Annotated in this window: 23 protein-coding genes and 1 tRNA gene; 9 read left to right on the top strand and 15 right to left on the bottom strand. The window is 33.0% G+C overall.

The window, feature by feature from the left end; all coding sequences use genetic code 11:
* Positions 1-33: 33 nt before the first annotated feature.
* Positions 34-1,734 carry a murein L,D-transpeptidase gene (locus tag ACKOWY_RS03000; protein ID WP_408939959.1) on the bottom strand — a complete coding sequence of 567 codons (1,701 nt, stop codon included), beginning with the start codon at positions 1,732-1,734 and terminating at the stop codon, positions 34-36.
* Positions 1,731-2,177, bottom strand: a complete 447-nt coding sequence (locus ACKOWY_RS02995) for a GNAT family N-acetyltransferase (RefSeq protein ID WP_408939958.1) — start codon at positions 2,175-2,177, stop codon at positions 1,731-1,733. Before ACKOWY_RS02995 ends, ACKOWY_RS03000 begins: the two co-directional genes overlap by 4 nt.
* 147 nt (positions 2,178-2,324) lie before the next feature.
* On the opposite strand from ACKOWY_RS02995, the gene ACKOWY_RS02990 reads away from it, so the two are divergent.
* Positions 2,325-2,397: transfer RNA gene (locus ACKOWY_RS02990), tRNA-Gly, on the top strand.
* Between the two features lie 42 nt (positions 2,398-2,439).
* On the opposite strand, the gene pepE is transcribed toward ACKOWY_RS02990, so the two are convergent.
* Positions 2,440-3,144 carry a dipeptidase PepE gene (gene pepE, locus ACKOWY_RS02985; protein ID WP_408939957.1) on the bottom strand — a complete coding sequence of 235 codons (705 nt, stop codon included), beginning with the start codon at positions 3,142-3,144 and terminating at the stop codon, positions 2,440-2,442.
* A 119-nt stretch (positions 3,145-3,263) separates the two neighbouring features.
* Between pepE and ACKOWY_RS02980 the strand changes: the two genes are divergently transcribed.
* From ACKOWY_RS02980 to ACKOWY_RS02960, 5 genes are all read left to right on the top strand, one after another.
* Positions 3,264-4,028, top strand: coding sequence for a hypothetical protein (locus tag ACKOWY_RS02980; RefSeq protein ID WP_408939956.1), 765 nt, complete (start codon positions 3,264-3,266; stop codon positions 4,026-4,028).
* Between the two features lie 99 nt (positions 4,029-4,127).
* Positions 4,128-4,571: a DUF6702 family protein gene (locus tag ACKOWY_RS02975; RefSeq protein ID WP_408939982.1), complete on the top strand. Its 444-nt coding sequence runs from the start codon at positions 4,128-4,130 to the stop codon at positions 4,569-4,571.
* A gap of 59 nt (positions 4,572-4,630) precedes the next feature.
* Positions 4,631-6,877 (top strand): M1 family metallopeptidase, encoded by a 2,247-nt coding sequence (locus ACKOWY_RS02970; RefSeq protein ID WP_408939955.1) that lies wholly within the window; start codon positions 4,631-4,633, stop codon positions 6,875-6,877.
* 40 nt (positions 6,878-6,917) lie between these two features.
* The gene (locus ACKOWY_RS02965; RefSeq protein ID WP_408939954.1) at positions 6,918-7,265 is read left to right on the top strand and encodes a twin-arginine translocase TatA/TatE family subunit; all 348 of its coding nucleotides are present in this window, start codon (positions 6,918-6,920) and stop codon (positions 7,263-7,265) included.
* Positions 7,265-7,819 carry a phosphatase PAP2 family protein gene (locus tag ACKOWY_RS02960; protein ID WP_408939953.1) on the top strand — a complete coding sequence of 185 codons (555 nt, stop codon included), beginning with the start codon at positions 7,265-7,267 and terminating at the stop codon, positions 7,817-7,819. The genes ACKOWY_RS02965 and ACKOWY_RS02960 overlap by 1 nt, the downstream gene beginning before the upstream one ends.
* Here ACKOWY_RS02960 and ACKOWY_RS02955 read toward each other — a convergent pair.
* Positions 7,816-8,457 (bottom strand): O-methyltransferase, encoded by a 642-nt coding sequence (locus ACKOWY_RS02955; RefSeq protein WP_408939952.1) that lies wholly within the window; start codon positions 8,455-8,457, stop codon positions 7,816-7,818. The two genes, ACKOWY_RS02960 and ACKOWY_RS02955, sit on opposite strands and share 4 nt — an antisense overlap.
* Before the next feature lie 76 nt (positions 8,458-8,533).
* On the opposite strand from ACKOWY_RS02955, the gene rlmN reads away from it, so the two are divergent.
* Positions 8,534-9,577, top strand: coding sequence for a 23S rRNA (adenine(2503)-C(2))-methyltransferase RlmN (gene rlmN, locus ACKOWY_RS02950; protein WP_408939981.1), 1,044 nt, complete (start codon positions 8,534-8,536; stop codon positions 9,575-9,577).
* Positions 9,578-9,626: 49 nt separating this feature from the next.
* Here rlmN and ACKOWY_RS02945 read toward each other — a convergent pair whose 3' ends face one another.
* On the bottom strand, positions 9,627-10,475 hold the full coding sequence (locus tag ACKOWY_RS02945; RefSeq protein ID WP_408939951.1) for a hypothetical protein: 849 nt from the start codon (positions 10,473-10,475) through the stop codon (positions 9,627-9,629).
* A gap of 108 nt (positions 10,476-10,583) precedes the next feature.
* Here ACKOWY_RS02945 and ACKOWY_RS02940 point away from each other — a divergent pair, with 108 nt between their 5' ends.
* On the top strand, positions 10,584-11,561 hold the full coding sequence (locus tag ACKOWY_RS02940) for a polyprenyl synthetase family protein (RefSeq protein WP_408939950.1): 978 nt from the start codon (positions 10,584-10,586) through the stop codon (positions 11,559-11,561).
* Positions 11,562-11,572: 11 nt separating this feature from the next.
* Here the strand turns inward: ACKOWY_RS02940 and ACKOWY_RS02935 are convergent, their stop codons facing one another.
* From ACKOWY_RS02935 to ACKOWY_RS02920, 4 genes are read right to left on the bottom strand one after another with little or no spacing between them, the layout of a single operon-like run.
* The gene (locus ACKOWY_RS02935; protein ID WP_408939949.1) at positions 11,573-13,492 is read right to left on the bottom strand and encodes a beta-L-arabinofuranosidase domain-containing protein; all 1,920 of its coding nucleotides are present in this window, start codon (positions 13,490-13,492) and stop codon (positions 11,573-11,575) included.
* Positions 13,493-13,497: 5 nt separating this feature from the next.
* Positions 13,498-15,663, bottom strand: coding sequence for a GH92 family glycosyl hydrolase (locus ACKOWY_RS02930; RefSeq protein ID WP_408939948.1), 2,166 nt, complete (start codon positions 15,661-15,663; stop codon positions 13,498-13,500).
* 1 nt (position 15,664) lies between these two features.
* The gene (locus ACKOWY_RS02925) at positions 15,665-16,498 is read right to left on the bottom strand and encodes a sugar phosphate isomerase/epimerase (RefSeq protein WP_408939947.1); all 834 of its coding nucleotides are present in this window, start codon (positions 16,496-16,498) and stop codon (positions 15,665-15,667) included.
* A gap of 2 nt (positions 16,499-16,500) precedes the next feature.
* Positions 16,501-17,331: a phytanoyl-CoA dioxygenase family protein gene (locus tag ACKOWY_RS02920; protein ID WP_408939946.1), complete on the bottom strand. Its 831-nt coding sequence runs from the start codon at positions 17,329-17,331 to the stop codon at positions 16,501-16,503.
* Between the two features lie 135 nt (positions 17,332-17,466).
* Here ACKOWY_RS02920 and ACKOWY_RS02915 point away from each other — a divergent pair, with 135 nt between their 5' ends.
* Entirely contained in the window at positions 17,467-18,312 is an 846-nt protein-coding gene (locus ACKOWY_RS02915) for an AraC family transcriptional regulator (protein ID WP_408939945.1), read from the top strand.
* Between the two features lie 89 nt (positions 18,313-18,401).
* On the opposite strand, the gene ACKOWY_RS02910 is transcribed toward ACKOWY_RS02915, so the two are convergent.
* The 6 genes from ACKOWY_RS02910 to ACKOWY_RS02885 form a co-directional block, all read right to left on the bottom strand.
* Positions 18,402-19,082 carry a uracil-DNA glycosylase family protein gene (locus ACKOWY_RS02910; RefSeq protein WP_408939944.1) on the bottom strand — a complete coding sequence of 227 codons (681 nt, stop codon included), beginning with the start codon at positions 19,080-19,082 and terminating at the stop codon, positions 18,402-18,404.
* Positions 19,083-19,085: 3 nt separating this feature from the next.
* Positions 19,086-19,421, bottom strand: coding sequence for a hypothetical protein (locus ACKOWY_RS02905; protein ID WP_408939943.1), 336 nt, complete (start codon positions 19,419-19,421; stop codon positions 19,086-19,088).
* Positions 19,422-19,432: 11 nt separating this feature from the next.
* Positions 19,433-19,624, bottom strand: a complete 192-nt coding sequence (locus tag ACKOWY_RS02900; RefSeq protein ID WP_408939942.1) for a hypothetical protein — start codon at positions 19,622-19,624, stop codon at positions 19,433-19,435.
* 142 nt (positions 19,625-19,766) lie between these two features.
* A complete protein-coding gene (locus ACKOWY_RS02895) occupies positions 19,767-20,624 on the bottom strand; it encodes an EamA family transporter (RefSeq protein ID WP_408939941.1) in 858 nt (285 codons plus the stop codon).
* Positions 20,621-21,655, bottom strand: a complete 1,035-nt coding sequence (locus tag ACKOWY_RS02890) for a hypothetical protein (protein WP_408939940.1) — start codon at positions 21,653-21,655, stop codon at positions 20,621-20,623. Before ACKOWY_RS02890 ends, ACKOWY_RS02895 begins: the two co-directional genes overlap by 4 nt.
* Positions 21,656-22,215: 560 nt before the next feature.
* Positions 22,216-22,860 carry a hypothetical protein gene (locus ACKOWY_RS02885; protein WP_408939939.1) on the bottom strand — a complete coding sequence of 215 codons (645 nt, stop codon included), beginning with the start codon at positions 22,858-22,860 and terminating at the stop codon, positions 22,216-22,218.
* Between the last annotated feature and the right edge of the window lie 105 nt (positions 22,861-22,965).

The raw sequence follows: 22,965 nt of genomic DNA, 5'->3' as shown, positions 1-22,965 counted from the left end.
TAATTGTTACACACTGCTTCAATTTTTTTTTATCTAATATTTTAATTTAGAATACAAGTCGGCATCCAAGCAATAAATATCCTCTCTAAATTGTAGAATTCCATTGGTTTCCCATGCGGTCCAATACCACAAATGCAAATAAATAGGGTCTTTGATTTTAACTACAATGGTTTTAAGTTCAGGTTTTGGTAAAGGTTTACTATCAATTTTCAAGAATGGATTTTTAGCTAGCAATCTGGAGTTTTTCAAATCGATAGCCATCTGTTTTTTTCTTTGTAATTTATTGTAGTAGTTGATGTCAGTCGTGTCTTTAATCTTTTGTAAAGGCCATTTTAAGGTATCGTTTAATATATAGGTTGCCATTTCAAGAGGCTTTTGAAGTCGGACACAACCCGAACTAAGCGAACGAAAAGTGTAATCGAAAAAATCACGGTGGTTGGTGTCATGAAGATATACTGAAAAACGATTTGGAAAATTTATTTTCATGGAGCCAAGCGAATTGTTTCTGCTTGGTTTTTGAACATATTTGTATTGGCTAGCGTCTTCAATTTTCCAATCATATGGGCTTATTTCATTGTTTTCATTATCCAAAATGAGAAGTCCTTTTTTCTTGAATACATTTCGATTTTTCTTGGCTTCCGGATAAATATCTTCTTTTAATATTGTGGGTGGTACTGTCCAATTTGGGTTTAAGTTTATGTTTGTCAATTTAGAATCTAAAACAGGCGTCATACGGGTTTCTCTTCCTACTACAATTCTTTGAGATAAGATGGTATCGTTATTTTTTACGGCCACGATGGAATAATCGGGGATGTTGATTAATAAGTAATTGTCTTCAAAAGTATGTGAAAACCATCTCCAGCGTTCTAAATTGGCAATGACTTGTTCGATGCGTTGGTTTCTGCTGAAATTTAAGGCTTCAATGGTGCTTCTTCCAATAATTGCATCTACTTTTAATCCGTGTCTCGCCTGAAATGCCTTTACAGCTTCTTGTGTTTTTTTATTGTAAAAAGTGATCAGTAGCGTGTCTTTTTCTTTTAAATCACCCCAGTAGTTCAATCTTTTTTTGATGATGGGAATGTAATTGTTTTTGGTATTTGGTAAGATTCTTTCCTTTAAGTTGACCAATGCTATCGACTTTTCTGGAGGGTATTGTTTTAATAGACGTAAACTCGATTTTAGTTTTTTATAAATCCAATGATTGGGTTTGCAATTTTCAAGACTTGATTTAAGGGTGCTGTTTTTTAATCCTTCATCTAAAACAGCATTTTCAGAAATTGTTCTTTCTTCTAAATCCCAATTACGATATAATTTTTTTGGGTTTAATTTCCCTTTGCTGAGGTGCGAAATTAATTTTTGCGCGCTCAAGGTTAGGGCGATATCATAATTTATAAGTAATGAATCGGATAGGGTAGCTCTATTTTTCTCAAAATTCTGCAAAGTTTCTTGATTGTAATCTCTAGGCTCTAATCCTTCGTTTTCCGAATTTGCGATTTCTTGAAGAAGGGCATCTCTGTCTGATTTTGAATTCCAAACTAATTCAAAATTCTTCTTTCGATAAAAATCTATCAGCAGATTATTATGGGTGTTTAATACTAAGACAGAATCAATTGGACTGTTTTTTTGATAAAAAGTAAAGGCGCCGAAAGTTGAATTTGCTTCAAATCTATTCGGGATAATTTTGAGGAAAAATGCAAAAAAAGTTAGAAATAAAACAGAGAAAAATTTGTTCATAGCGGATCAATTTCTTTTTTCATTAAATAATGAGGTCCTATTTCAGGGATTGAAAAAAGAGCTCCAACTTTATTGTAATTCGATTTTTCGTAAAAAGAAACGGCCGACTCCCGTGCGTTGAACCATATTAAGGTACCGTTTTGGCTTTTAATGAATACTTCGCAGTGGTGCAGTAATTTTTCTCCGAATCCTCTTTTTTGATATTCAGATAAAATTGCCATTCCTCTAATTTGAAATTGATTTGGGCCTTTAAAAATATTATTTATTTTGTTAAATACAGAAACAACTCCGACTAATTTTTCATCATTATAAATTCCAAAATGCTTGGTGGTAGGTAAATCATCCCCATCAAATTGGCAACTTTCTATAGGTTTCCCCGCCCTTAATACAGGTTGTCTAACTTCATAGGTTTCTAAGGAACTTATATTTTTAATGATTTCCATATTTTTTTTAAAAAAATAGTATCGGTTAACAAATTAATACTAAAACTTTTAGCTTTACAGTTTGTTTATAATTCATAAAGATATAGAAAAATTTTTGAAAAAAATTTGCAATCAAAGAAACAATTACTTTATATTTGCACTCTCAATGCGGAAGTAGCTCAGTTGGTAGAGCTCCAGCCTTCCAAGCTGGTTGTCGCGAGTTCGAGCCTCGTCTTCCGCTCTGCAAGTAAAAACCCGAATCAACTGATTCGGGTTTTTTATTTTATAAACTTGCTAAATTGGTTTCTGGTTCAAGTTCTATTGGATCTTGGTTTTGTGTAAACCATCTTGCTGTTAAAGGCCCTTTTAATATTATTGATTCTCCCTTTACATCAAGCCAACTTCCTTCTCGTAATCCTAAAACAGGAATAGAATTAAAGGCATGAAATTCTTTAAGACGCGTTTCTCTAGTTTCACCCATGTGTTTGCTATTACTATCTGGATCTAAATAATGCGGATTTAAATTAAACGGAATAGCTTCCAAAGTTTTAAAACTTGGTGGATATACGATGGGCATGTCATTAGTAGTTTGCATCGAAATTCCAGTAATGTTACTACCGGCGCTAGTTCCTAAATAAGGCGTGCCATTTTTTATTGCTTTAGCTAATGCTTCCATTACTTCGTTTTCATACAATTGAGTTACCAGCAAAAAGGTGTTTCCGCCTCCTGTGAAAATTCCTTTGGCAGAAGCAATGGCTTCGGCTGGGTTTTCAAAACTATGTAAGCCAACAATTTTTTTATTTATTTTTAAAAAAGCAGCCCGAACATTTTCAGTATATGCATCCTCGGTAATCCCGCCAGGACGAGCATATGGAATGAAAAGTACGGTTTCACAATTTTCAAAATGCTGTTCCAAAACGGGTAATAAATAATCCAAATAGGATCCGCCATGAATTGTAGAAGTGCTTGCTATGATTAGGTTTTTCATTGAAAATTATTATTTGTACAAAACTACAAATTTATAATTAACAAAAAATTATCAAGCCGTTGGCTGTGCTTTTGCAAAACTTTGAAATACTTTTACCAAAATTATTTAATTTCTATTCCTTGAAGGCAATTAAGTTTAGTTTAATACTGTTTTTATTTCTGAATGTTGTTTCGGCACAATCCAATTTGGTATTCAGAAAGTTAAATGGAAAAGTGACTTCAACAAATTCTGATTTGGAGGGAATTTATATAACTAATCTAAAATCTAGAGAAGCTACTTTAACGGAACACGGAGGTTATTTTGAAATTCAAGCAAATGCAGGAGATACCTTAGTTTTTTCTTCGGTACAATTCAAAGCTTTAAAAATAGCAGTAAAAGAATCCGATTTCAATAAGGAATTGTTTTTTGTAAAAATGGATCCAATTGTTCGATTTTTAGATGATGTACGAATCAATGAATACAAAAATATTAACGCCGTTTCACTCGGGATAATTTCACCAAACACCAAACATTATACTCCAGCAGAGCGAAAATTAAATGCAGCATCCAACCCTTATTCTAGCTTTGGTCTTGGTAATTTTATTGGTTTTTCTTCCGGTTTAGATCCCTTGTTAAATTGGATGTCAGGTCGGACTACCATGCTTAAAAAAGAAGTTGAAGTTGAGAAAAAAGAAACTTTAATGGATAAAGTGGAAGGATGGTTTGAAAGGAAGTACTTTATTCAAACGCTTAAAATACCTGAAGATTATGTTAAAGGTTTTGAATACTATATTGTTGAAGATGCAAAATTTGCTGAGGCCATGAAGTCCAAAAATAAAACCATGGCGACATTTATTATGAATGATCTTGCAGTTAAATACAACCAACTTTTGAAGGATAAATAAATTAAACTACATTTGGACTTTAGTTTCATCTAAACCTATAAAGTGTCTAAATATTTTAAATTTTTCACCTTAATTCTATTGCTTTTATCCCTCTCTTCAATGGGGATTCATAAATATTATATGGGTATTTTTCAAGTTGATTATGTGCCTCAAAAGAAACGAATTCAGGTTACTTCAAGAATTTTTGTAGACGATTTAAATGCGGCTTTGGAAAAAAAATTCCATATGAAATCAAATTTAGGTTCAGATCAAGAAACTCCACAAGATGAGCAAAATTTGAAAAAATACCTTTCAGAGAAATTCCTTATTAAAGTGAATGGAGCTCTGAAACCAATGACTTATTTGAGTAAAGAATTGGAAGCAAATGTGTTGATCTGCTATCTTCGAATACCAGAAATCACTAAAATAGCTAAAATTGAAATTGAGAATTCTATATTGATGGAATGGAATTCAGAACAGCAAAATATTATGCAAACCAATATTAATGGAGTGAAGCAAACCATCATGCTGAATTCTGACGATTATAAACGAATGTTAAAATAGTATCGGAAGTAGTTGTTATTGAAAAATAAATTACTTTTATACTTTAAAAATTAATTGATATGCACCATTGTTCGACCCTAACTAAAGTTGTTTTTCTTTGTTTTTCTATTGGAATCTTTGCACAAGATGCTCCAAAGGCTAATCCAAGTGAAAAAAATCCAGATAAATTTAAGCAGATGTATGATTTGTTGGCAACGCCAAATATGTATCGTACCGCTTCCGGAGCTCCAGGGCCAGAATATTATCAACAACAAGCCGATTATAAAATTGATGTTGAATTGGATGATAAAAACACCAAACTTTACGGTCAAGAAACAATTACCTATACCAACAATGCCAAAGAATCACTTGATTATCTTTGGGTACAATTGGACCAAAACCAACAATCACGTAAGTCACTTTCGCCACTGGTTGAAAGTAATAAAACTGATCCTGCTATGGGGGTTCAAGGATTTTCTAGAAAATATTTAGAAGCCGATTTTGATGGAGGTTTTAACATCGAATTTGTTAAAGATGCATCAGGAAAACCAATGAATTATACCATCAATCAAACGATGATGCGTGTGGAATTGCCTAAAGTTTTAAAACACGGAGAGAAAATTTCGTTTTCAATTAAGTGGTGGTATAATATTAATAATTATACAATTGACGGTGGTCGATCTGGCTACGAGCATTTTGATTCAGATGGTAATAATTTGTATGTTTTGGCTCAGTTTTACCCAAGAATGGCAGTATATAATGATGTGGAAGGTTGGCAAAACATGCAATTTTGGGGATCGGGAGAATTTGCTTTGCCTTTCGGAAATTTTGAAGTGAACATTACCGTTCCTGCAGATCATATTCTAGAAGCTACAGGGACTTTATTAAATAGATCAGAAGTATTCACACCAGCTCAATTGGCTCGATACGCTCAGGCAGAAAAGTCATTTGACAATCCGGTGGTAGTAGTAACGCAAGCAGAAGCAGAAGCAGCTGAAAAAGGTTTTTCTGATAAGAAAAAAACATGGAAATTCAAGGCAGAAAATGTGCGTGATTTTGGAATTTCAACTTCTAGAAAATTCATTTATGATGCTATGGCCGTAAAAACTGGTTCTACCACAGCTATGGCGATTTCATTATATCCAAAAGAAGGAAATCCACTTTGGGAGCAATATTCTACTCGAATGGTGGCGCATACTTTGAAAAGTTATTCAAGCTATACTTTTGATTATCCTTATCCAAAAGCAATCTCGATTAATGCTAGAGATCAAGGGATGGAATATCCAATGATTTGCTGGAATTTTGGTCGTCCAGATGCAGATGGAAAATATTCGGATGGTGTCAAATACGGAATGCTTGGAGTGATCTGCCACGAAGTGGGACACAACTTTTTTCCAATGATTATCAATTCAGATGAGCGCCAATGGACTTGGATGGATGAGGGATTGAACTCTTTCATGGAATTTCTTGCTGAGAAATCATTTGACCCAAAATTTCCACTACGACGCGGACCTGCAAAAAATATTGTTCCTTACATGAGCGGTGATCAAAAAGGATTGGAGCCAATTATGACCAATTCAGAAAGCATCCGTCAATTTGGAAATAATGCCTATGGAAAGCCAGCAACAGCATTAAATATTTTACGTGAAACCGTAATGGGACCTGAGTTATTTGATTATGCATTTAAAACCTATGCCAACCGTTGGAAATTCAAACATCCAACACCTGAAGATTTCTTTAGAACCATGGAAGATGCTTCTGCAATTGATTTGGATTGGTTTTGGAGAGGTTGGTTCTACACTACTGATGCTAATGATATTGGAATCAAAGAAGTGAAAAAGTATTTTGTAAGTAACGAACCTTCAAAAGAAGTAACCGAATTTATGAAAAAACAACGCCGCCGTGATAGTAAACCAGGGCCAATGGTTTATATGATTGCAGAAGGCAGCGAAGATTATAAAACCGAGTTGAATAAACCATTTAAAATTGCCGATTTTGCGGCGTTAAATGAGTATGTAACTGCTCATTTTACTGCAGAAGAACGCGCTAAATTAAACGAGCCTAAATATTTCTATCAGGTAACTTTTGATAAACCAGGTGCTTTGGTAATGCCAATAATTGTGGAGTTAACCTATGAAGATGGAACCACTGAAATTCAAAAATTCCCGGCGCAAATATGGCGTATGAACGATAAAGAGGTAAATAGAACTTTTGCTACTCAAAAAGCAATTGTAAAAATTAAGTTGGACCCAAATTTAGAAACCGCAGATATCGATTTGTCTAATAATAGTTGGCCAAAAGAAGAAGTTAAATCAAAATTTGATTAAGAACTTTGTACCTTTGTAACACTTTTTAAATTGCAATACCATGTTTGGAGGAGAATTCTTTTTTATTTTGCTTGTAGCTTTTTTATTATTTGGTTCTAAAAACCTTCCTGAAGTTGTGAAAGGCTACGCCAAAATTGTAGCAACTTTAAAAAATGCTACGAATGAGATTAAAAACGAAATACAAAATAGCGTAGATATAAAAGAAATAGATGCTTCAGTAAAGCAAATCACGCATTCTTTAACCAAAGATGTGGAAGAAATAAAATCTTCCGTTGCATCTTCCTCTAATGATTTTGGTAAAAATATTCTTGAAGAACCAGCTGCTATTGTTTCTCAGATAGATGAAGAAATAGAGGAGGCTACAGGGCCTATTAAACGCAAAATGTAATGCTTGAAAAAATCATTGCTTTAGATAAAAAAGTATTTATTTTCTTAAATAGTTTAGGATCTCCAACTTTTGACGGGCTTTGGTTAGTAATTACAAAACAAGCCTATTGGACTCCGTTTTTCTTATTGTTAGCGTTTCTTTTATATAAAAATATTGGAGGAAAAAAATTAGGAATTGTAGTGCTATTTATTGCCGTAATATTACTTTGTTGCGATACCTCTGTGGAATTTTTTAAAACTACTTTTCAAAGATTACGACCTTGTAATGATCCTGAAATAAAAGGTATTATTCGAATTATTCACCATTCAAGTACGTATAGTTTTTTCTCTGGGCATGCCGCCAATTCTATGGCTTCCATGGTTTTTATTTATTTGATTTTGAAGAAATACTATAAATATTCTTTTTTTATTTTTCTGTATCCAATCATTTTTGCCTACAGCAGAATTTATTTAGGCGTACATTTTCCTACTGATATTTTAACTGGATATCTATTTGGAGCTGCTTTAGGATTGGTTTTTCACGCGCTCTATCAAAAGTATTTCAATAAAATTTAAAGCACTCGTGATACTGTTAATCCGTCACGGATGGGTAACAAAACCGTTTCCACCCTTGGGTCATTATTAACCATTTGATTGTATTCTAAAAGTACTTTGGTACTCGTATCTTTTGGATTTAATTCTTCCAATACTTTTCCACTCCACAATACATTATCCGAAAGGATGATGCCTCCTGGGTTCATTATAGGTACTACCAAGTTAAAATAATGGATGTAATTTTCTTTATCGGCATCAATAAAAACCAAGTCGTATTTTTTATTTAATGTCGGAATAATATCCAAAGCATTTCCTAAATGAGCCGTTATTTGCTCCTTCCATGGCGATAAATCAAAATATTTTTGCTGAATGGAAACTAATTCTTCTTTGATATCTATGGTATCTAAAGTGCCTTCTTTTTGCATTCCTTCTGCCAAACACAACGCGGCATATCCCGTATAGGTTCCTATTTCTAGAATATTTTTTGGACGAATAATTTTGGATAACATACTTAGCACACGCCCCTGAAAATGACCGCTAAGCATTCGGGGTTGTAGAATTTTTTGATGCGTTTCTTTAAAAAGTTTCACCAATAATTCCGGTTCGCTTTGCGAATGGTGTTCTACGTAGGCTTCTAATTCTTCGGATATGAAATGCATGGTATTTTTATTTTTTTTGCAAAATTACAAATAACAAAACACAAATAACCAAATCAACTAATTGTTTTACCTTTGCATCATGATTGAGAAAAAAGACATTCGCGCGATATCTAAAGAAGCACTTCGAGATTTTTTTGTTGCCAATGGCGATAAAGCTTTTCGTGGGAATCAAGTTTATGAATGGTTGTGGAGTAAGGGAGCCCATAGTTTTGATGACATGACCAATGTTTCTAAAGAAACGCGTGCCATGCTTGAAGCTCATTTTGTAATCAATCATGTTAAGGTAGATACCATGCAGCGCAGTGCTGATGGTACGGTGAAAAATTCGGTTCGGTTACATGATGGCTTAGTGGTAGAAAGTGTATTAATTCCTACTAATACAAGAACAACTGCATGTGTGTCTTCTCAGGTGGGCTGCAGTTTGAATTGTAATTTTTGTGCTACCGCTCGATTGAAGCGTATGCGAAATTTAGAGCCGGGCGAAATTTATGATCAAGTTTTGGCTATCGATAGCGAAAGCAGATTGTACCATAACCGACCGCTTTCGAATATTGTTTTTATGGGAATGGGTGAGCCGTTAATGAATTATAACAATGTCATTAAAGCAATTGACCGAATCACCTCCGATGAAGGACTTGGAATGTCTCCAAAAAGAATTACGGTTTCCACATCGGGTATACCCAAAATGATTATGAAAATGGCCGATGATGGTGTGAAATTCAAATTGGCAGTTTCTTTGCATTCTGCCATTGAAAATGTACGTAACCAGATTATGCCATTTAGTACCAACTTTCCGTTAACTGAATTACGAGAATCATTAGAATATTGGTATCAAAAAACAAAAAGTAAAGTTACCTATGAATATGTAGTTTGGGGCGGAATAAACGACACAAAAGAAGCTGTTGATGCATTGGTTAAATTTTGCAAATATGTGCCTTGTAAAGTGAATATAATTGAGTACAATCCCATTGATGATGGAATGTTTCAACAAGCTTCAGACGCAGCAATAGATTTGTATATTAAAGAATTAACTAAACACAATATTGTGGCCAAAGTAAGAAAAAGCAGAGGTAAAGATATTGATGCGGCTTGCGGCCAATTAGCAAATAAAGAATCATAAAAAAAGTCCCATGAAATGGGACTTTTTTGAATTTATAACTAACTTTTTATTAGAAAGTATGCGCTACTGGAGTTCCACCATCAATTGAAATAGTGTAGCTGTTATCACAAGTTCCAGTTCCATAATCAATATCTGCATAATGAGTATTTTTAGTGATATGGAAACTTCCAGAAACTAATTTGTATAAAGGACAACCTGCAATATCAAAACGCAACGGATTAACAATTGTTACTGTGTGTGCATTTCCATCTGGTTTTGTAGTAGTCCAAGTTCCGGTAACTACATAAATATTATCTGTTACAACAGAAGTAGTATATCCTTCAATTAATTCTCTAGTTCTAGTACCTACACGAGTATAAGTTCCTAATGTTGGGAAAGTAACCGACATATTAATATCCATCACATATACAGGATGTGCATTTGAATTAGCAGTTGTACCAATCACAGATCTAGTAACTGTTCTTGTTCCTTGCACTAAAGCATCATTGTGATAAAAGTTTTCAAATGTATAGGTAATTACATAGTTGGTGTTTGTAAAAGTAGTACTACCACTAGCAATAATTTTTCCTTTTAACACGTTTCCATTAGGCATAGCACAACCAGTTGTACCAAAATCTACTGTACGAGTCCAAGTTGTTCCTGTTATAACTACAGTTGTAGTAGCACATGCAGGTAATAATGCTGCAATATCAGAAGGTTTTCCTGATACAGAAGGGTTTTGAGCAAAATATTGTGATTCTACAACATCTTCCACGTCGTTAGATACTTGATCCATTTTAGAATGAGTAGCTGCATCTGCTGCAGTAATACCATCGTCGTTTTTGTTGTCTTTAGAACAACTTGCAAAGAAAACACCAGCACTTAAAACTGCCATTTTAATAAAATTTCTTGTTTTCATAGGTATAAATATTAATTGGTTTAAACTTAAGACTTAAACAAATATAAAAGGTTTAATCTTAATATAAAAATAATTTTCAAATTGTTGGAATGTTGTATCTTTGGCCTAATGAATATTACCTCGCAAATAAAGCAGCCGATTCAACAGGAAATGGAACTTTTTGAAAAAAAGTTCTACGAATCGATGTCATCCAAAGTTGCTTTACTTAACAGGATTACCTATTACATTGTAAACCGAAAAGGAAAACAAATGCGTCCTATGTTTGTTTTCTTAACGGCTAAAATGGTTTCGGGAGGCGTAATTAACGAACGCACTTACAGAGGTGCTTGTGTAATCGAATTAATTCATACCGCTACTTTAGTTCATGATGATGTGGTTGATGATAGCAACAAAAGAAGGGGTTTTTTCTCAATTAATGCCCTTTGGAAAAATAAAATTGCGGTATTAGTAGGCGATTATTTACTTTCTAAAGGTTTGTTGCTTTCTATAGATCACGGAGATTTTGACCTACTTCGAATCATTTCGGTGGCAGTACGAGAAATGAGTGAAGGCGAATTACTGCAAATTGAAAAAGCACGTCGATTAGATATTACCGAAGATGTATACTACGAAATCATCCGTCAAAAAACAGCTACTCTTATTGCGGCTTGTTGTGCTTTGGGAGCCAAATCGGTTTCTGAGGATGAAGAACAAGTTGAAAGGTTGCGAAAATTTGGAGAACTTATCGGAATGGCATTTCAAATAAAAGACGATTTGTTTGATTATACCGATGAGGCAATTGGTAAACCAACCGGAATTGATATCAAAGAGCAAAAAATGACTTTACCCTTAATTTACGCCTTAAATCATTGTACTGATAAAGAAAAAAGTTGGTGCATCAACTCAATTAAAAATCACAACAAGGATAAAAAGCGCGTGAAAGAAGTCATCCAATTTGTAAAAGACAAAAACGGATTGGCTTACGCCGAACAAAAAATGGTAGAGTTTCAAAAAGAAGCCCTGTTATTGATTCAAGACTACCCAGAATCGGTTTACAAAGATAGTTTGACCCTTATGGTGAACTATGTAATGGAGAGAAAAAAATAAAGAAAATAACATTATTTCTCCATTCCAAAACTCACTTGTCTCAATATAGTTTTACTAAAAGGAACTAAAGTAATTTCTTCAATTTGGTTGGTAATAGCATTTTTTGCACTTAATTTTATTTGATTATTTTCATAAACGGCCTTATTTGTTTCTACAAATTGGTAGCGAAAGTTGTTTTTTGGTTTATACAAATAATCATTAAATCCTTCTAGATACGATTTGCCTTTTTGTTCTTCTGCATCAATAGCTTTAGCATAAAAAAGCGCTCCATAAGTGAAATACTTTTCCTGATTCGCATCTTGTTTAATGCTGACTTCTGTTTTAAATTCTATTTGAATGGAATCTGCTTTCATGAATTTTCTATCAAATAATAAAAATCCATCTTCAATTTTATATTTTTCAGTTGTAACAATTTCAGTTGCCCAAGAAGGTTTTCTTATTTTGATTTTGAATGAAGCCAAATTCGGGTTTGTTATTTTATAAGTAAATTTATTTTGATATGGGTATTCTGTAACAACTTCTATGGCTATTGGGTTGTGGTTTAAATTTGATTCTAATTTAGTTGGACCAAGCAACGCATTAACAAAGGTGTTTTTATTTTCTAATAACCAAGAATTTTCCAGGAAATAAGGTGTAATTCTACCTGCATTTGGATTGCAACAAACGGCCACTTCTTGGTGAGCTGGTGAATATTTATAACGAATTTGTTTTCTGTTGGGTTCTATTTCTCCATTTTTCGTGCCTTCCATTTCATAGGAATTATCGGTTTTTAAGTAGGCTATACAAGAATGATTTGGATTTCGAGCACCTTGTGCCGCATTATAGAAAATCGTTTCAACCGCTTCAGCTGTATTTGTATTTCCTTGTTTTTGAAACAACATCGAATAACTATGTAATAATTCTTGTAACGAACAATATTCATATCCTGTATTTGTAGCATCGGCAGTTCTTTGACCAATCCATTCATCACCAATTGCACCTCCAGTAAGTGTAGTAGTTTTTTCTATACGTTGTTTATATATTTCTAATGCTTTTTGTAATTCGGGATTATTTGTTGAATAGGAAGCCACGAGTAACGGTCTTAAATGTTCGTAGGTATGTACACCGTGGGATTGCAGTTTATAATTTGGGTTGAAGATATTTTCTAGTTTGGCATCCTTCTCCGATTGATAGGTTTTGCAAAAATCTAAATATAAAAATTGAGCATATTCAATGTATTTTTTATCACCTGTAATTTGATACATTTTATCTAAAACATCAGTGAAAGTTAGTCCGTGAGACACCCCGGCATTAAAATTAGCTCCCGAAAAATAGGGGCTGGATTTTCCAATAGGATAATTTACCATGACATTATTTACTGCTTTTTCAATTGCCAGAAATAACTTTTTGTCTTTGCTGTATTCGTAATAAGCCAATAACCCTCGGTACATAGTAGTTTTAGACCATAATTCTCCGTTTTCGGAGTTGAAATTATAGCGTAAATCTTTGGCATAAATTCCGATGTAACCATCTTCGTCCTGAGATTTAAGTACATTTTCAAGGTACTTTTCAACCTTTTTTAGTCCGGCTTTATCATTCAGTAAAACCACATTTCTAATGTATCCATCCCACCAATTAGACTGCGTTTCGCTGTTCCACCATTTGTATTGCTCACTGCCTTCAGCATCTCCATCTTTTAAGTTTCCCAAATCTTTTGCCACACTATTCTTATGTAATCTTCCGGTGCTATATATGGGATCGTTAATTAAGTCGGGAACCAATTTATCAAGATTGCCCACAAAACCATTGATGTCGTATTGCATTTGGGTTTTAATCCATCCAGTAGGTTTTACAGTCCCAAATGGAAACGGTTTGTATTTTTCAATGGGTTTATTTTGAGCATTCAATTGAATTGAAATTGCTAATATTAGTAGCAGAAGATTTTTTTTCATGATAATTATTTTTTTGACATTTTAAATCGAAGTGTCCCACCATTCATGATTTCTGAATAGGTGATAATTGGTTTTTGTAATGGAATTGCGTTTAGCAAGCACTCGTTTTGGTACAGGGTATTTTTTGAAAAATCATCCGAATGGATCGAAAATAGTTTCCCATTTGCTAATTGAAGCGTTGCCTTTTTAATCTGTGGAGCGCCTATCACAAATTCTCCATTGGTTGGATTTACAGGATAAAATCCTAAAGTTGATAGGATGTACCAAGCCGACATTTGACCGCAATCATCGTTACCAATCATTCCGTTTGGAGTAGTATTATGAAACTCATTAATGATTTTATGGATGTATTTCTGTCCGGTTTTTGGCGTATCCGAAAAGGCATACAAATACACAATGTGGTGGCTAGGTTCATTGCCGTGTGCATATTGACCTATCATGGCTTCCTGCCCCAAAAATTTATTTGGATTCAAACTTTGTGTGGTGAAAAAAGCATCCAATTTTTTTGTGAATGCTGAGGTGCCACCCAATAGGTTTTTCATGCCTTCAATGTCATATTGAGCCGGAGTCCAAAAATATTGCCACGCATTGGCTTCGGTATAATCTCCCGGATTGTTCATGGGAGAGGTTGCTGTAAGTGGATCAAATGGAGTTCTCCAATTGCCTTTGGTGTCTTTTCCGCGAAAGAGTTTGGTTTCGGGATCAAACAAATTTTTATAGTATTGAGCTCTTTTGTTAAAGATAACTTCTTCGTTTTTTTGGTTCAAATTGGATGCCATTTGTGCTACACACCAATCATCAAAACCACTCTCCAAGGTTCTTGATACCGCCTCGTTATCTAACTTATCCAATGGGTAATATCCGTATTGATTGTACAATTCCCAATCGGAGTTGATGTGACTTTTAGTGGAAGTTTCAAGCATGGCTTTGAAAGTTTCATTTTTATCAAAATCGTTAAACCCATTCGTGTAAGCCGAAAGTAGCATGGGAATAGCATGGTTTCCAATCATGCAATAATTGTCTTGCCCCCAAGCAGTCCAAATTGGTAAAAAACCAGCTGCTTTATGATGTAGCAACAAGGTGTTTGCAATTCCGTTTATTTTTTCGGGAGCAATAATTTGTAATAATGGAAAGGCTCCTCTATAGATATCCCAAATGGATAATGTAGAGTAATATTCTTTATTTGGCGCCAAGCCAATTGCATCATTTGCTCCTCGATATTTTCCATCTACATCGGCAATATTTGAAGGTTGAAGCAATAAATGGTACATCGAAGTATAAAATAATTCCTTCTGTTTACGGGGTGCTTCAATGGTTATTCTATTCAAATAAGCATCCCAAACTTGTTCGGCATCTAGCCTCACTTTATTAAAATCCCAATGCGGAATCTCCGCAATTAGATTCGCTTTTGCGCCATCACAACTCACCGTAGAAAGTGCAATTTTGATATTTAATAGTTTGCTTTGAGGCAAATTAAAATCTAAAATATATTTGGGTGCATTTTGTTTTTTCTCTCTGGCTAATTCTTTAATTGCATTGTAAGGAGTTTCAAATTCAATAGAGAAAAAATATTTTTTGGTTACCCAACCTTTGGTTTTGCAATACCCCGAAATTGTGCTTGCATTTTCTATTTTGATGTCGCTTTCCAATACCAAACTGTCGTTCAAAAATTGAAATCCGTGTTGAAAATCGAGTAGTAGTTTTGCCTTTTGATTGGGGTAGGTGTATTTATGAAACGCCACTCTTTCTGAGCAAGTTAATTCTACTTTGATACCGTCTTTTTTAGTAAGGGTGTAATAGCCAACAGCTGATTTTTCACTTTTTTTGTGGTAACTGTTTTTCAAATTTTGTTTGGTCTCCTCAAATGGAAGTAACAAGATGTTTCCCATTTCTCCAATTCCGGTACCGCTAAAACGGGTTTGAGAAAATCCCAGAAGCAAGGTATCTTTATATTGATAGCCACTGGTGTGATTCCATCCTTCAATAGAATTGTCGGGTCCCGGCTGAACCATTCCAAAGGGTAGGGAAGGCCCTGGAAAAGTATGCCCGGTTCCATCGGTTCCAATAAAAGTGTTGACAAACTTGGAGTTTTTTTGAGCAATTGCATTGTTAAAGCTCAATAAAATCAAGAAGTAAACTAATATTTTTAAGTTGCTTTTTTGTAAACTCATCTTATTCTAAGTTTTGTTGAAGGTAGCTTTTCATTTGTAAATTAACTTCCCATTGGTTAGAAAGTGGTTTCAAAGTATAAGGCTCTTGAGGCATGTAGGGATAAGGGCCAAACTCGGGAGTGATGGTTGTGAATTCAACATTTTTTTGCTTTTGAATTTCAAGAATTTTTTGCCACCAATTTCGATATTGATTTAAATAAACTTCCCATTCTGGTGCAAAAGGATTGTTTACTTGCGGACTTTGTTCAAATCCTATTCGGGCATGAATGTGCTTTATATTTGGAAATAATTGCTCTAGCAATTCTTTTTGATCGTCTAAATTACTTTCGGAAACTACACAAAAATGTGAAAAATCCGCAATAAGTTTTAATTTCGGATAGATTTCAAGGTACTTCAAGAGTGTTTTTAAATGAAAGGAAAATCGGCCTCTATGGATTTCATGCCAAATGGGAATTCCTGTTTCTTTAGAAATTTGTTCGGTAAGCTCAATTATTTTGCAATTCTCACTAAACTCAAAAAAGTCTTTTCCAGTATGGGAATTGATCGCGTTGGGTTTCAATTTTGTTAGAAATTCCAATCGCGTTTTAATCCTGTGGCAATAGTCTTCTACCGATTCTACTTTATTGGGCAAAACTTGTTGCGCAATAAAAAAGAAATCAGGGTTGATGGTTTCTCGAATGATTTTTAGTTCATTTAGGAATTCTTCTAAAAATGAATTATCCTCTGGAAAATTAATTTCTACACCTTCATAACCCTCTTCGATGGCTTTGTATAAAAATGCTTTCGCAGATAAATTTTCGCTTCCCCAATAGGTGCAAAGAAATTTAATTTTCATAATTAGTTGGAATATAATAACGGATTGATAGGGGAGTCAATAATTTCTCCAATTTTTGCTCCAGGACACCATGTTTTCCAATCGTGTTCTTGATTGGTGTTTTCTGGATTTTTCAAAATCATATCTTTATCCATATAAATTATGGTCATCACTTTTCGCATTTCATCGGTTGCATTGGCTCCCGCTCTGTGAAATACCCAACCCGAATGAAAGCTAATTTCACCCGCATCAAATGGTTCAATCACATGCGTAAAATCGGTGACGCGTAATTTTTTTTCAATCAGTTCTTCACTTTTATCACTGATTTCCAATTCGCGACCTTCCACAATTACATGGCTACCTGCACTAAATTCTAACGGACCCATATTGAGTGGTGTTTCCTGCAACGGTATCCATGCCGTAACGGTTTTGTCGGTTTCCAATGGCCAATAATATTGATCCGCATGCCATGGCGTTATACCTCCTCCTGCTTCCTTAAATAAGGCTTGATCGTGGTACAAACGAACTCCGTTTACTTGCATCAAATCGGAGGCTATTTTTGCAATTCGTTTGCTGTAAATCAATTCTTTTACCATTGAATTTTCCAACCATAGATTGAACAACTGTAAAAATGCTTTTCCATAAGTAGTTCGTTCTTCAAGAGCAGTTTGTTCTTGATTCATTAGTTCCACTTGTTCCGAAATTACGGCATTGAAAAAGGCAAGCGCTTCTTTATTTAGCACTTCTTTTAATTTAATAAATCGATTCTGTTGATAGAAGTCAATTTGGTCTTGACTCAAAGAATAGGGGTCATTAAGGTGTTCCTGAATTGAATTGGGAATATTTTCTGTCATATCAAGCTTTGATTCAGTTAATTAATTTCAAAACTAATCATTCAAAAGTAGTTGATTTAACATTAAATTATTAAATTATGATACTATATTGAATTATATTTGTAATTATTTATACAAATTGGTAAAATATAAGCCATGAAAGCGGTATTAGAAGATATAAAATTGCAACAAGGAACTTCGAGTTTTTATGCGTACCAATTTCAGGTTCCTTTTTTTGAATTCAAATGGCATTATCATCCCGAATATGAATTGACCTACATTGTAAAAGGAAATGGATACCGAATTGTGGGCAACACTTATGAAAACTACACCGAAGGTGACTTGGTTTTATTGGGCCCAAATTTGCCCCACACTTGGACTGGAAAGGCCGTTGAGAATGAAAGTTTTGAAGCCATTGTGATTCAGTTTTCCAAAGAATTCATCACGTCTTTTTTAGGTTTTGATGAAGCGCATCTCATTAAAAATTTATTAGAAAATTCGGCCCGAGGGATTGCATTTGAAGCAACACAAGACCTGGTTCAAGCAATTAAAACGATAATTGAGAAAGAGGGGATAGATCGGATTTTGCAATTAATTTCTGCCTTAAACCAATTAGCGCAATCAAACTACAAGTTAATTACACCCAACACATTTCACACTATTGCCTCCAAAAAAAGTGAATTGCGCATCAATGAAGTTTGTTTGTTTATTCAAAATAATTTCAATTCGAACATCACTTTAAAGCAAGTGGCTAGCCAAATTTATTTAACAGAAAGTAATTTTTGTAAATTTTTCAAAAAAGCTACTGGTAAAACTTTTTCCGATTATTTAAATGAAATTCGAATTAATGAGGCTTCCCGTTTGTTATTGCAAACCGATAAAACAATCAGCCAAATTTCCTTTGAATGCGGATTTGAAACTTTGAGTTATTTTAACCGCGTATTTTTAAAAAAGAAAAACCAAACACCTTCTGTTTTTAGAAATAATAAAACCGTTAAATAAAAAAGCCCAGTCGTTAAACTGGGCTTTTTTGTAGCGAGAGGGAGATTTGAACTCCCTAAATGAATTAATCGAAATCAAATTGAATAGGATTAATTAAAGATAACATTCAATTGTTTTTTTGCAAGATCCCATGCATTTTCTTTGGACTGCATATTCTGTCTGGCATTTGGATGCACTACTTTAATAACTTTATCACCGAATTGTTGATTTAAAAAAGTATACGTATCATTTCCCAAAGCAATTATATGAGTTGGATTTATTATTTCTAATTCCTTTTTTAAAAATGATAAGTTTTCAGTATCAGCAGCTTTTTTCCAAAATGTTTTTCTAGCGTTAAAATCTGCTTCTACCTTTGAGGTTTTTACTTCATATTCTTTTACTACGTCTGTAAAATAAAGATAACAATCGTCTCTTTTTAATAGCTCTTCAAAACATCTGTAATATTTATTTTTTTCAGTCCAGTATTCAATTCCAAAAGGAGTTCCAAATACAAATTTTCCAGAACGTTCTATATTGAATTTTGAATTTGAATCTCTAGGTTCTAAGCCTAAAATAGCAAAACGATATTTAGCGTTTTCTTTTCCTAAACTTATTGGTAAATCAACCCGAATATCACCATTTTGGCATTCGATTTTATCGATTATACTTTTTGAAGTTTCATATAATTTTTGTTCACAAAACAAACTGTTCTTTTTAATTAATTCAGTTGTAATTTTGTAAAAGTCTCGAAAACCATATCGATTACAATAAATGGATTTAATATCTTTCATTAATTAGAACAAGGAGATGATGAAAATCCAGAAAAAAATCACTAATACTACACAAATTATGGCTAATCCTATAATATATGGTAATGATTTTTTATCTTTTTCAATAATCAGTTGCTTTTCTTCTTCAGTTAATTCTTTTTCTGGGTAATCATAAGTCTCTTTATATGAATTTGACTTTTTTATTGGTTTTTTCTTTTTACTTTTTCCAAATAAATTACCAGCTATCCCAACTGTTGCATCAAACATTTTAACACCGTTTGTTTGTAGGTGTTTTTCTTTTCCTGCTTTTGTTCTTTTATCATTTACATCCCAAGAACCCAATGCTTTTTTACCTGCCATTTTCTTATCTTTTATAATTTTTCAACAATAAATGAATTTAAACTTAATTCCATAGCTTTTGGTTTTTTACCTATTTTCTCTAAATATCTACTTACATCAGAATAATGAAGATTTGATGAAGATATTTCAATAACAATTGTTTCTCCTTCTTTTAAGGTTTCCCAAGATGTTGATCTTTTTTTTGTTAGAATAAATTTTGGCATAATAAAATGATTTTACTTCCTACTCTTTTGGCTTTTCAGTTTCGCCCCGTTTTTTAGAGTGGGTTCTGAACTCCACTATTTTTAATTTGTATTGTAAAAATAGGAAGTAAAAAATTGCATTTTAAGTTCAACTTAGTTCAACTTAATTGTTTTGGTAGTGTACTATAAATGCTCCAATTGAAATGATAATTACAGCAACAATATTTAAAGAACTCATTTTTTCTTTAAAAAAAATAGATCCGAAAACTATAGTCAATAGTGGTGTAGCTAAGAATAGTATGCTGGAAATTAATGGATTGGTAATTTGAAGCCCTAAAAAGCTAAATAATAACCCAAGAAAAATTATGAATGCCATGAATAATGCGTTGAAAAAATATTTCTTTACGTCGGTTTTAATTTTGGTGATTTTAATTTTAGTTAGAGTAATACAAGCTGCTGTTATAAAAACAACTAATTCTTGATTGGCTATAATTATTATGGGAGGAACTTTTGTACCTAAATTCTTCCAATGGATAATAGATGAAGTTCCAAAAGCGAAAGTCATTGCTATTAAATAAATGTGTTGTTTAAAACTTATTTTATATTCTTTTTCATTATTGTAATAAATATAGAATATAAACCCTGTTAGGATAAAAAACAATCCTATAAATGATTTAAATACAGGAATTTTTTCGAAGAAGTGTAAGTATAAAGCAGTAAAAATAATGCTAACGATATTATAAATACCAAGCCACTGTAGAGGTGCTTTTTTTATGACAATTAGCATGCAAAATAAACCTAATACCCCAAAAATTGATCCTAATGTGATTCTATATAAAGGCAGATTAAATAGTGAGCTAAATTCATTAGTATATAATGTTATTGTTATTGTTATTGCTCCTAGACTTGTAAATAAAGCCCTGTATCCAACTAAGAATGGAACCGAACAATCCTGTAAGTTCTTTTTCCATAATACATTGTTTAATGAAAATAACAAAATTGATAAAAAGATATATATCATACTGGCAGAATATTTAATAATCCATTTGCGTTATGTAATTTTTTAATTTCAATATTTTCAGCTTGTTGATATTTAATTTTATTCTTAATTAGTAAACTAACTTTGTTTTTGAGGGTATTTAAGTTTAAGTTTTGAAATACCTCTAAAGTTGTTTGATATATAATATTTAATTCAATTACAGAATTTGTATTTTGAATTTCTTTAGTTATCCAATTTATATAAAGTTTACTGTAAGTTTTAAATTGAATTGTCAAATCGCTTTTTTGGTTTAGGTACCAAAATTTATAGGTCATAAATCGGGTTTTTGGAAAAATATGAAGATTTTTCATAGATATATCCATATCAGTTTCTTGATATAGTTTTTCCCCATATTTGTCTGCTTTTTTGCTTCCAATTAAATTATAGTGTCTGAATAACACCGATTGAGCAAAAACTAAATCCTGAAGATAATTTTCTGAATTTTTATTTGATGCCAGCATATAATTTTCAATAGCTTCTGAATAGCCATTTATTCTATGATGTGGATCATATAGCGCTTCAATCAATATGTTTCGCACAAACCAATGCGATCCATACTCTTTAATAAATTTCGGAAATAGATTTGTTTTGCTAAAGCTCAAAAAAGTTTTAATTCCATAAAACTCTTTGGTTTTATAATTTTCATTTTCTAGTGTGTCGAAGATCTCTATTAATGCACTGAAATTTTCATTTACAACAAAATTCTCAATAACTACTTCAACTGACTTGTTTAAAAATTTTGGTTCATTAAATAAGTAATTAGAGTCATAATATTTTAAAAATGCATTCCAATCAGGGTATCCGCAAAATCTAGCTAGAACATTAAAAGTGTTTTTATAGGGTTTGTTTGAATTTGAATTGTATAAAAAAAATCGATACAAAGTTGATTCTGATAAAAATCCATTTTTTTCAGCAGCAATAAATTGACTTACTTTACGGCAATCATTTTTGGTTGTTATATAAACTCCGGTCTTATTGTAAATGGCTTCAAGTAAAATATTTTTACTTATCATGTTTTTTCTATAAAAATAATAAATAATTTTTTATAAAATAGTTCAAGATAGTTCATTTGATGAATGTAGACAACACAAATAATAGTGACTTCCAATAAAAAACCCTTAACTATTGATAGTTAAGGGTTTCTTTTTGTAGCGAGAGGGAGATTTGAACTCCCGACCTCAGGGTTATGAATTGATTTTTTTATCAATTTATATACGTTTTTTGCTCTTGAAAAGATGTTTTTCTATAAAATGGTGTACGGTTTGGTGTACGGATTAGTTTACTATTTTTGAATTTAATTTCGTATGCAATTTAAACTTTTTTATTTAGATTACTACTTGACTTTTTACAAAAATGCTCTCAAAGAAAATTCCCTTTAGTTTGAATTCGTAAATTTCCTTCATAATTCATTTATTAGAACATCCGAAACTTATTCCTAAGTTTTGCTTCCACCAGAAGGTGGCGATTTCGAAGCGCTTCACTGTCAACCAAGCACCAACTTTGATAGAAGTACAAAACTTGATTTAACCAATGAACCGCCACTTTTGGGTAGGTGCTGTTATATCTAGTTTTTCTATTTGATAATTTGTTCGTCATATTGTTCAGGTGTCAAAGTCGCACTGATGATTGGCTTTCCGCAGTCAGGAACCATTGCAGCAAAACGTTGATAGTCGCAAGTGAAGTCTACCAAAAATTTTGTATAATCAACTGCATCTGTTAAAGAAAGCAATTCATACTGTCCTTGAATAGGAGGCATTTGAGGATTGGTGTGTGTAACCAAGTGCGAAATAAACTCTGCACGCCCAATCCAACATCCACCAAAAGTATGTTGTCCGTTTACAATATTTGTCCATTTACAAAATTCACCTTTTGTCAATTGACCACCACCTTCAATTTGAACTGTTCCTGATAAAACAAGCCAACTTTCAATTCTTGGTTTAGAAACATCTTGGTCAACATAACCACTAACAATAAATTCTAAATTCATAATTGTCGTTGCTGTTGCCAAGTCTTCAATATTCAGTTGCTTTCTCAACTCTGCTTTTAATCCATCAATAAAATGTCTTATAACTGTGTCATAAGTGCCGGTACCTTGATAATTTTTTTCAAGTGTCTTGAAAATTGAATAAATTGTCTTGTGATTTAGTAAGGCAGCACCAGCAATACAAATTGCATAAATATTGCCTTGAATTTTAAGGTTAAATAACTTCCTTGTCATTTTTGACCAACCAATTGGGACAGTCAAAGGTTGAGCAAGGTCAAAAAGTTGATTTGTCCCACGCTGTGTCGCTTGGGTGATTGTTTGGCTCCAAGTCGTTTGACT

This window comes from Flavobacterium sp., assembly GCF_046073885.1.
In the GTDB taxonomy this organism is placed as follows: domain Bacteria; phylum Bacteroidota; class Bacteroidia; order Flavobacteriales; family Flavobacteriaceae; genus Flavobacterium.
This window is presented reverse-complemented; position numbering and strand designations above follow the sequence as displayed.

What these genes read in the sequence shown, in the direction of transcription:
- ACKOWY_RS02970 (WP_408939955.1), top strand. Translation starts at nt 4,631, where the DNA reads ATGCACCATTGTTCGACCCTAACTAAAGTTGTTTTTCTTTGTTTTTCT.
- ACKOWY_RS02935 (WP_408939949.1), bottom strand. Translation starts at nt 13,492, where the DNA reads ATGAAAAAAAATCTTCTGCTACTAATATTAGCAATTTCAATTCAATTG.
- ACKOWY_RS02930 (WP_408939948.1), bottom strand. Translation starts at nt 15,663, where the DNA reads ATGAGTTTACAAAAAAGCAACTTAAAAATATTAGTTTACTTCTTGATT.
- ACKOWY_RS02925 (WP_408939947.1), bottom strand. Translation starts at nt 16,498, where the DNA reads ATGAAAATTAAATTTCTTTGCACCTATTGGGGAAGCGAAAATTTATCT.
- ACKOWY_RS02885 (WP_408939939.1), bottom strand. Translation starts at nt 22,860, where the DNA reads ATGACAAGGAAGTTATTTAACCTTAAAATTCAAGGCAATATTTATGCA.
- ACKOWY_RS02910 (WP_408939944.1), bottom strand. Translation starts at nt 19,082, where the DNA reads ATGAAAGATATTAAATCCATTTATTGTAATCGATATGGTTTTCGAGAC.
- ACKOWY_RS02895 (WP_408939941.1), bottom strand. Translation starts at nt 20,624, where the DNA reads ATGATATATATCTTTTTATCAATTTTGTTATTTTCATTAAACAATGTA.
- ACKOWY_RS02965 (WP_408939954.1), top strand. Translation starts at nt 6,918, where the DNA reads ATGTTTGGAGGAGAATTCTTTTTTATTTTGCTTGTAGCTTTTTTATTA.
- ACKOWY_RS03000 (WP_408939959.1), bottom strand. Translation starts at nt 1,734, where the DNA reads ATGAACAAATTTTTCTCTGTTTTATTTCTAACTTTTTTTGCATTTTTC.
- ACKOWY_RS02920 (WP_408939946.1), bottom strand. Translation starts at nt 17,331, where the DNA reads ATGACAGAAAATATTCCCAATTCAATTCAGGAACACCTTAATGACCCC.
- ACKOWY_RS02945 (WP_408939951.1), bottom strand. Translation starts at nt 10,475, where the DNA reads ATGAAAACAAGAAATTTTATTAAAATGGCAGTTTTAAGTGCTGGTGTT.
- ACKOWY_RS02995 (WP_408939958.1), bottom strand. Translation starts at nt 2,177, where the DNA reads ATGGAAATCATTAAAAATATAAGTTCCTTAGAAACCTATGAAGTTAGA.
- ACKOWY_RS02975 (WP_408939982.1), top strand. Translation starts at nt 4,128, where the DNA reads ATGGGGATTCATAAATATTATATGGGTATTTTTCAAGTTGATTATGTG.
- ACKOWY_RS02960 (WP_408939953.1), top strand. Translation starts at nt 7,265, where the DNA reads ATGCTTGAAAAAATCATTGCTTTAGATAAAAAAGTATTTATTTTCTTA.
- ACKOWY_RS02940 (WP_408939950.1), top strand. Translation starts at nt 10,584, where the DNA reads ATGAATATTACCTCGCAAATAAAGCAGCCGATTCAACAGGAAATGGAA.
- ACKOWY_RS02900 (WP_408939942.1), bottom strand. Translation starts at nt 19,624, where the DNA reads ATGCCAAAATTTATTCTAACAAAAAAAAGATCAACATCTTGGGAAACC.
- ACKOWY_RS02890 (WP_408939940.1), bottom strand. Translation starts at nt 21,655, where the DNA reads ATGATAAGTAAAAATATTTTACTTGAAGCCATTTACAATAAGACCGGA.
- ACKOWY_RS02915 (WP_408939945.1), top strand. Translation starts at nt 17,467, where the DNA reads ATGAAAGCGGTATTAGAAGATATAAAATTGCAACAAGGAACTTCGAGT.
- pepE (WP_408939957.1), bottom strand. Translation starts at nt 3,144, where the DNA reads ATGAAAAACCTAATCATAGCAAGCACTTCTACAATTCATGGCGGATCC.
- ACKOWY_RS02955 (WP_408939952.1), bottom strand. Translation starts at nt 8,457, where the DNA reads ATGCATTTCATATCCGAAGAATTAGAAGCCTACGTAGAACACCATTCG.
- ACKOWY_RS02905 (WP_408939943.1), bottom strand. Translation starts at nt 19,421, where the DNA reads ATGGCAGGTAAAAAAGCATTGGGTTCTTGGGATGTAAATGATAAAAGA.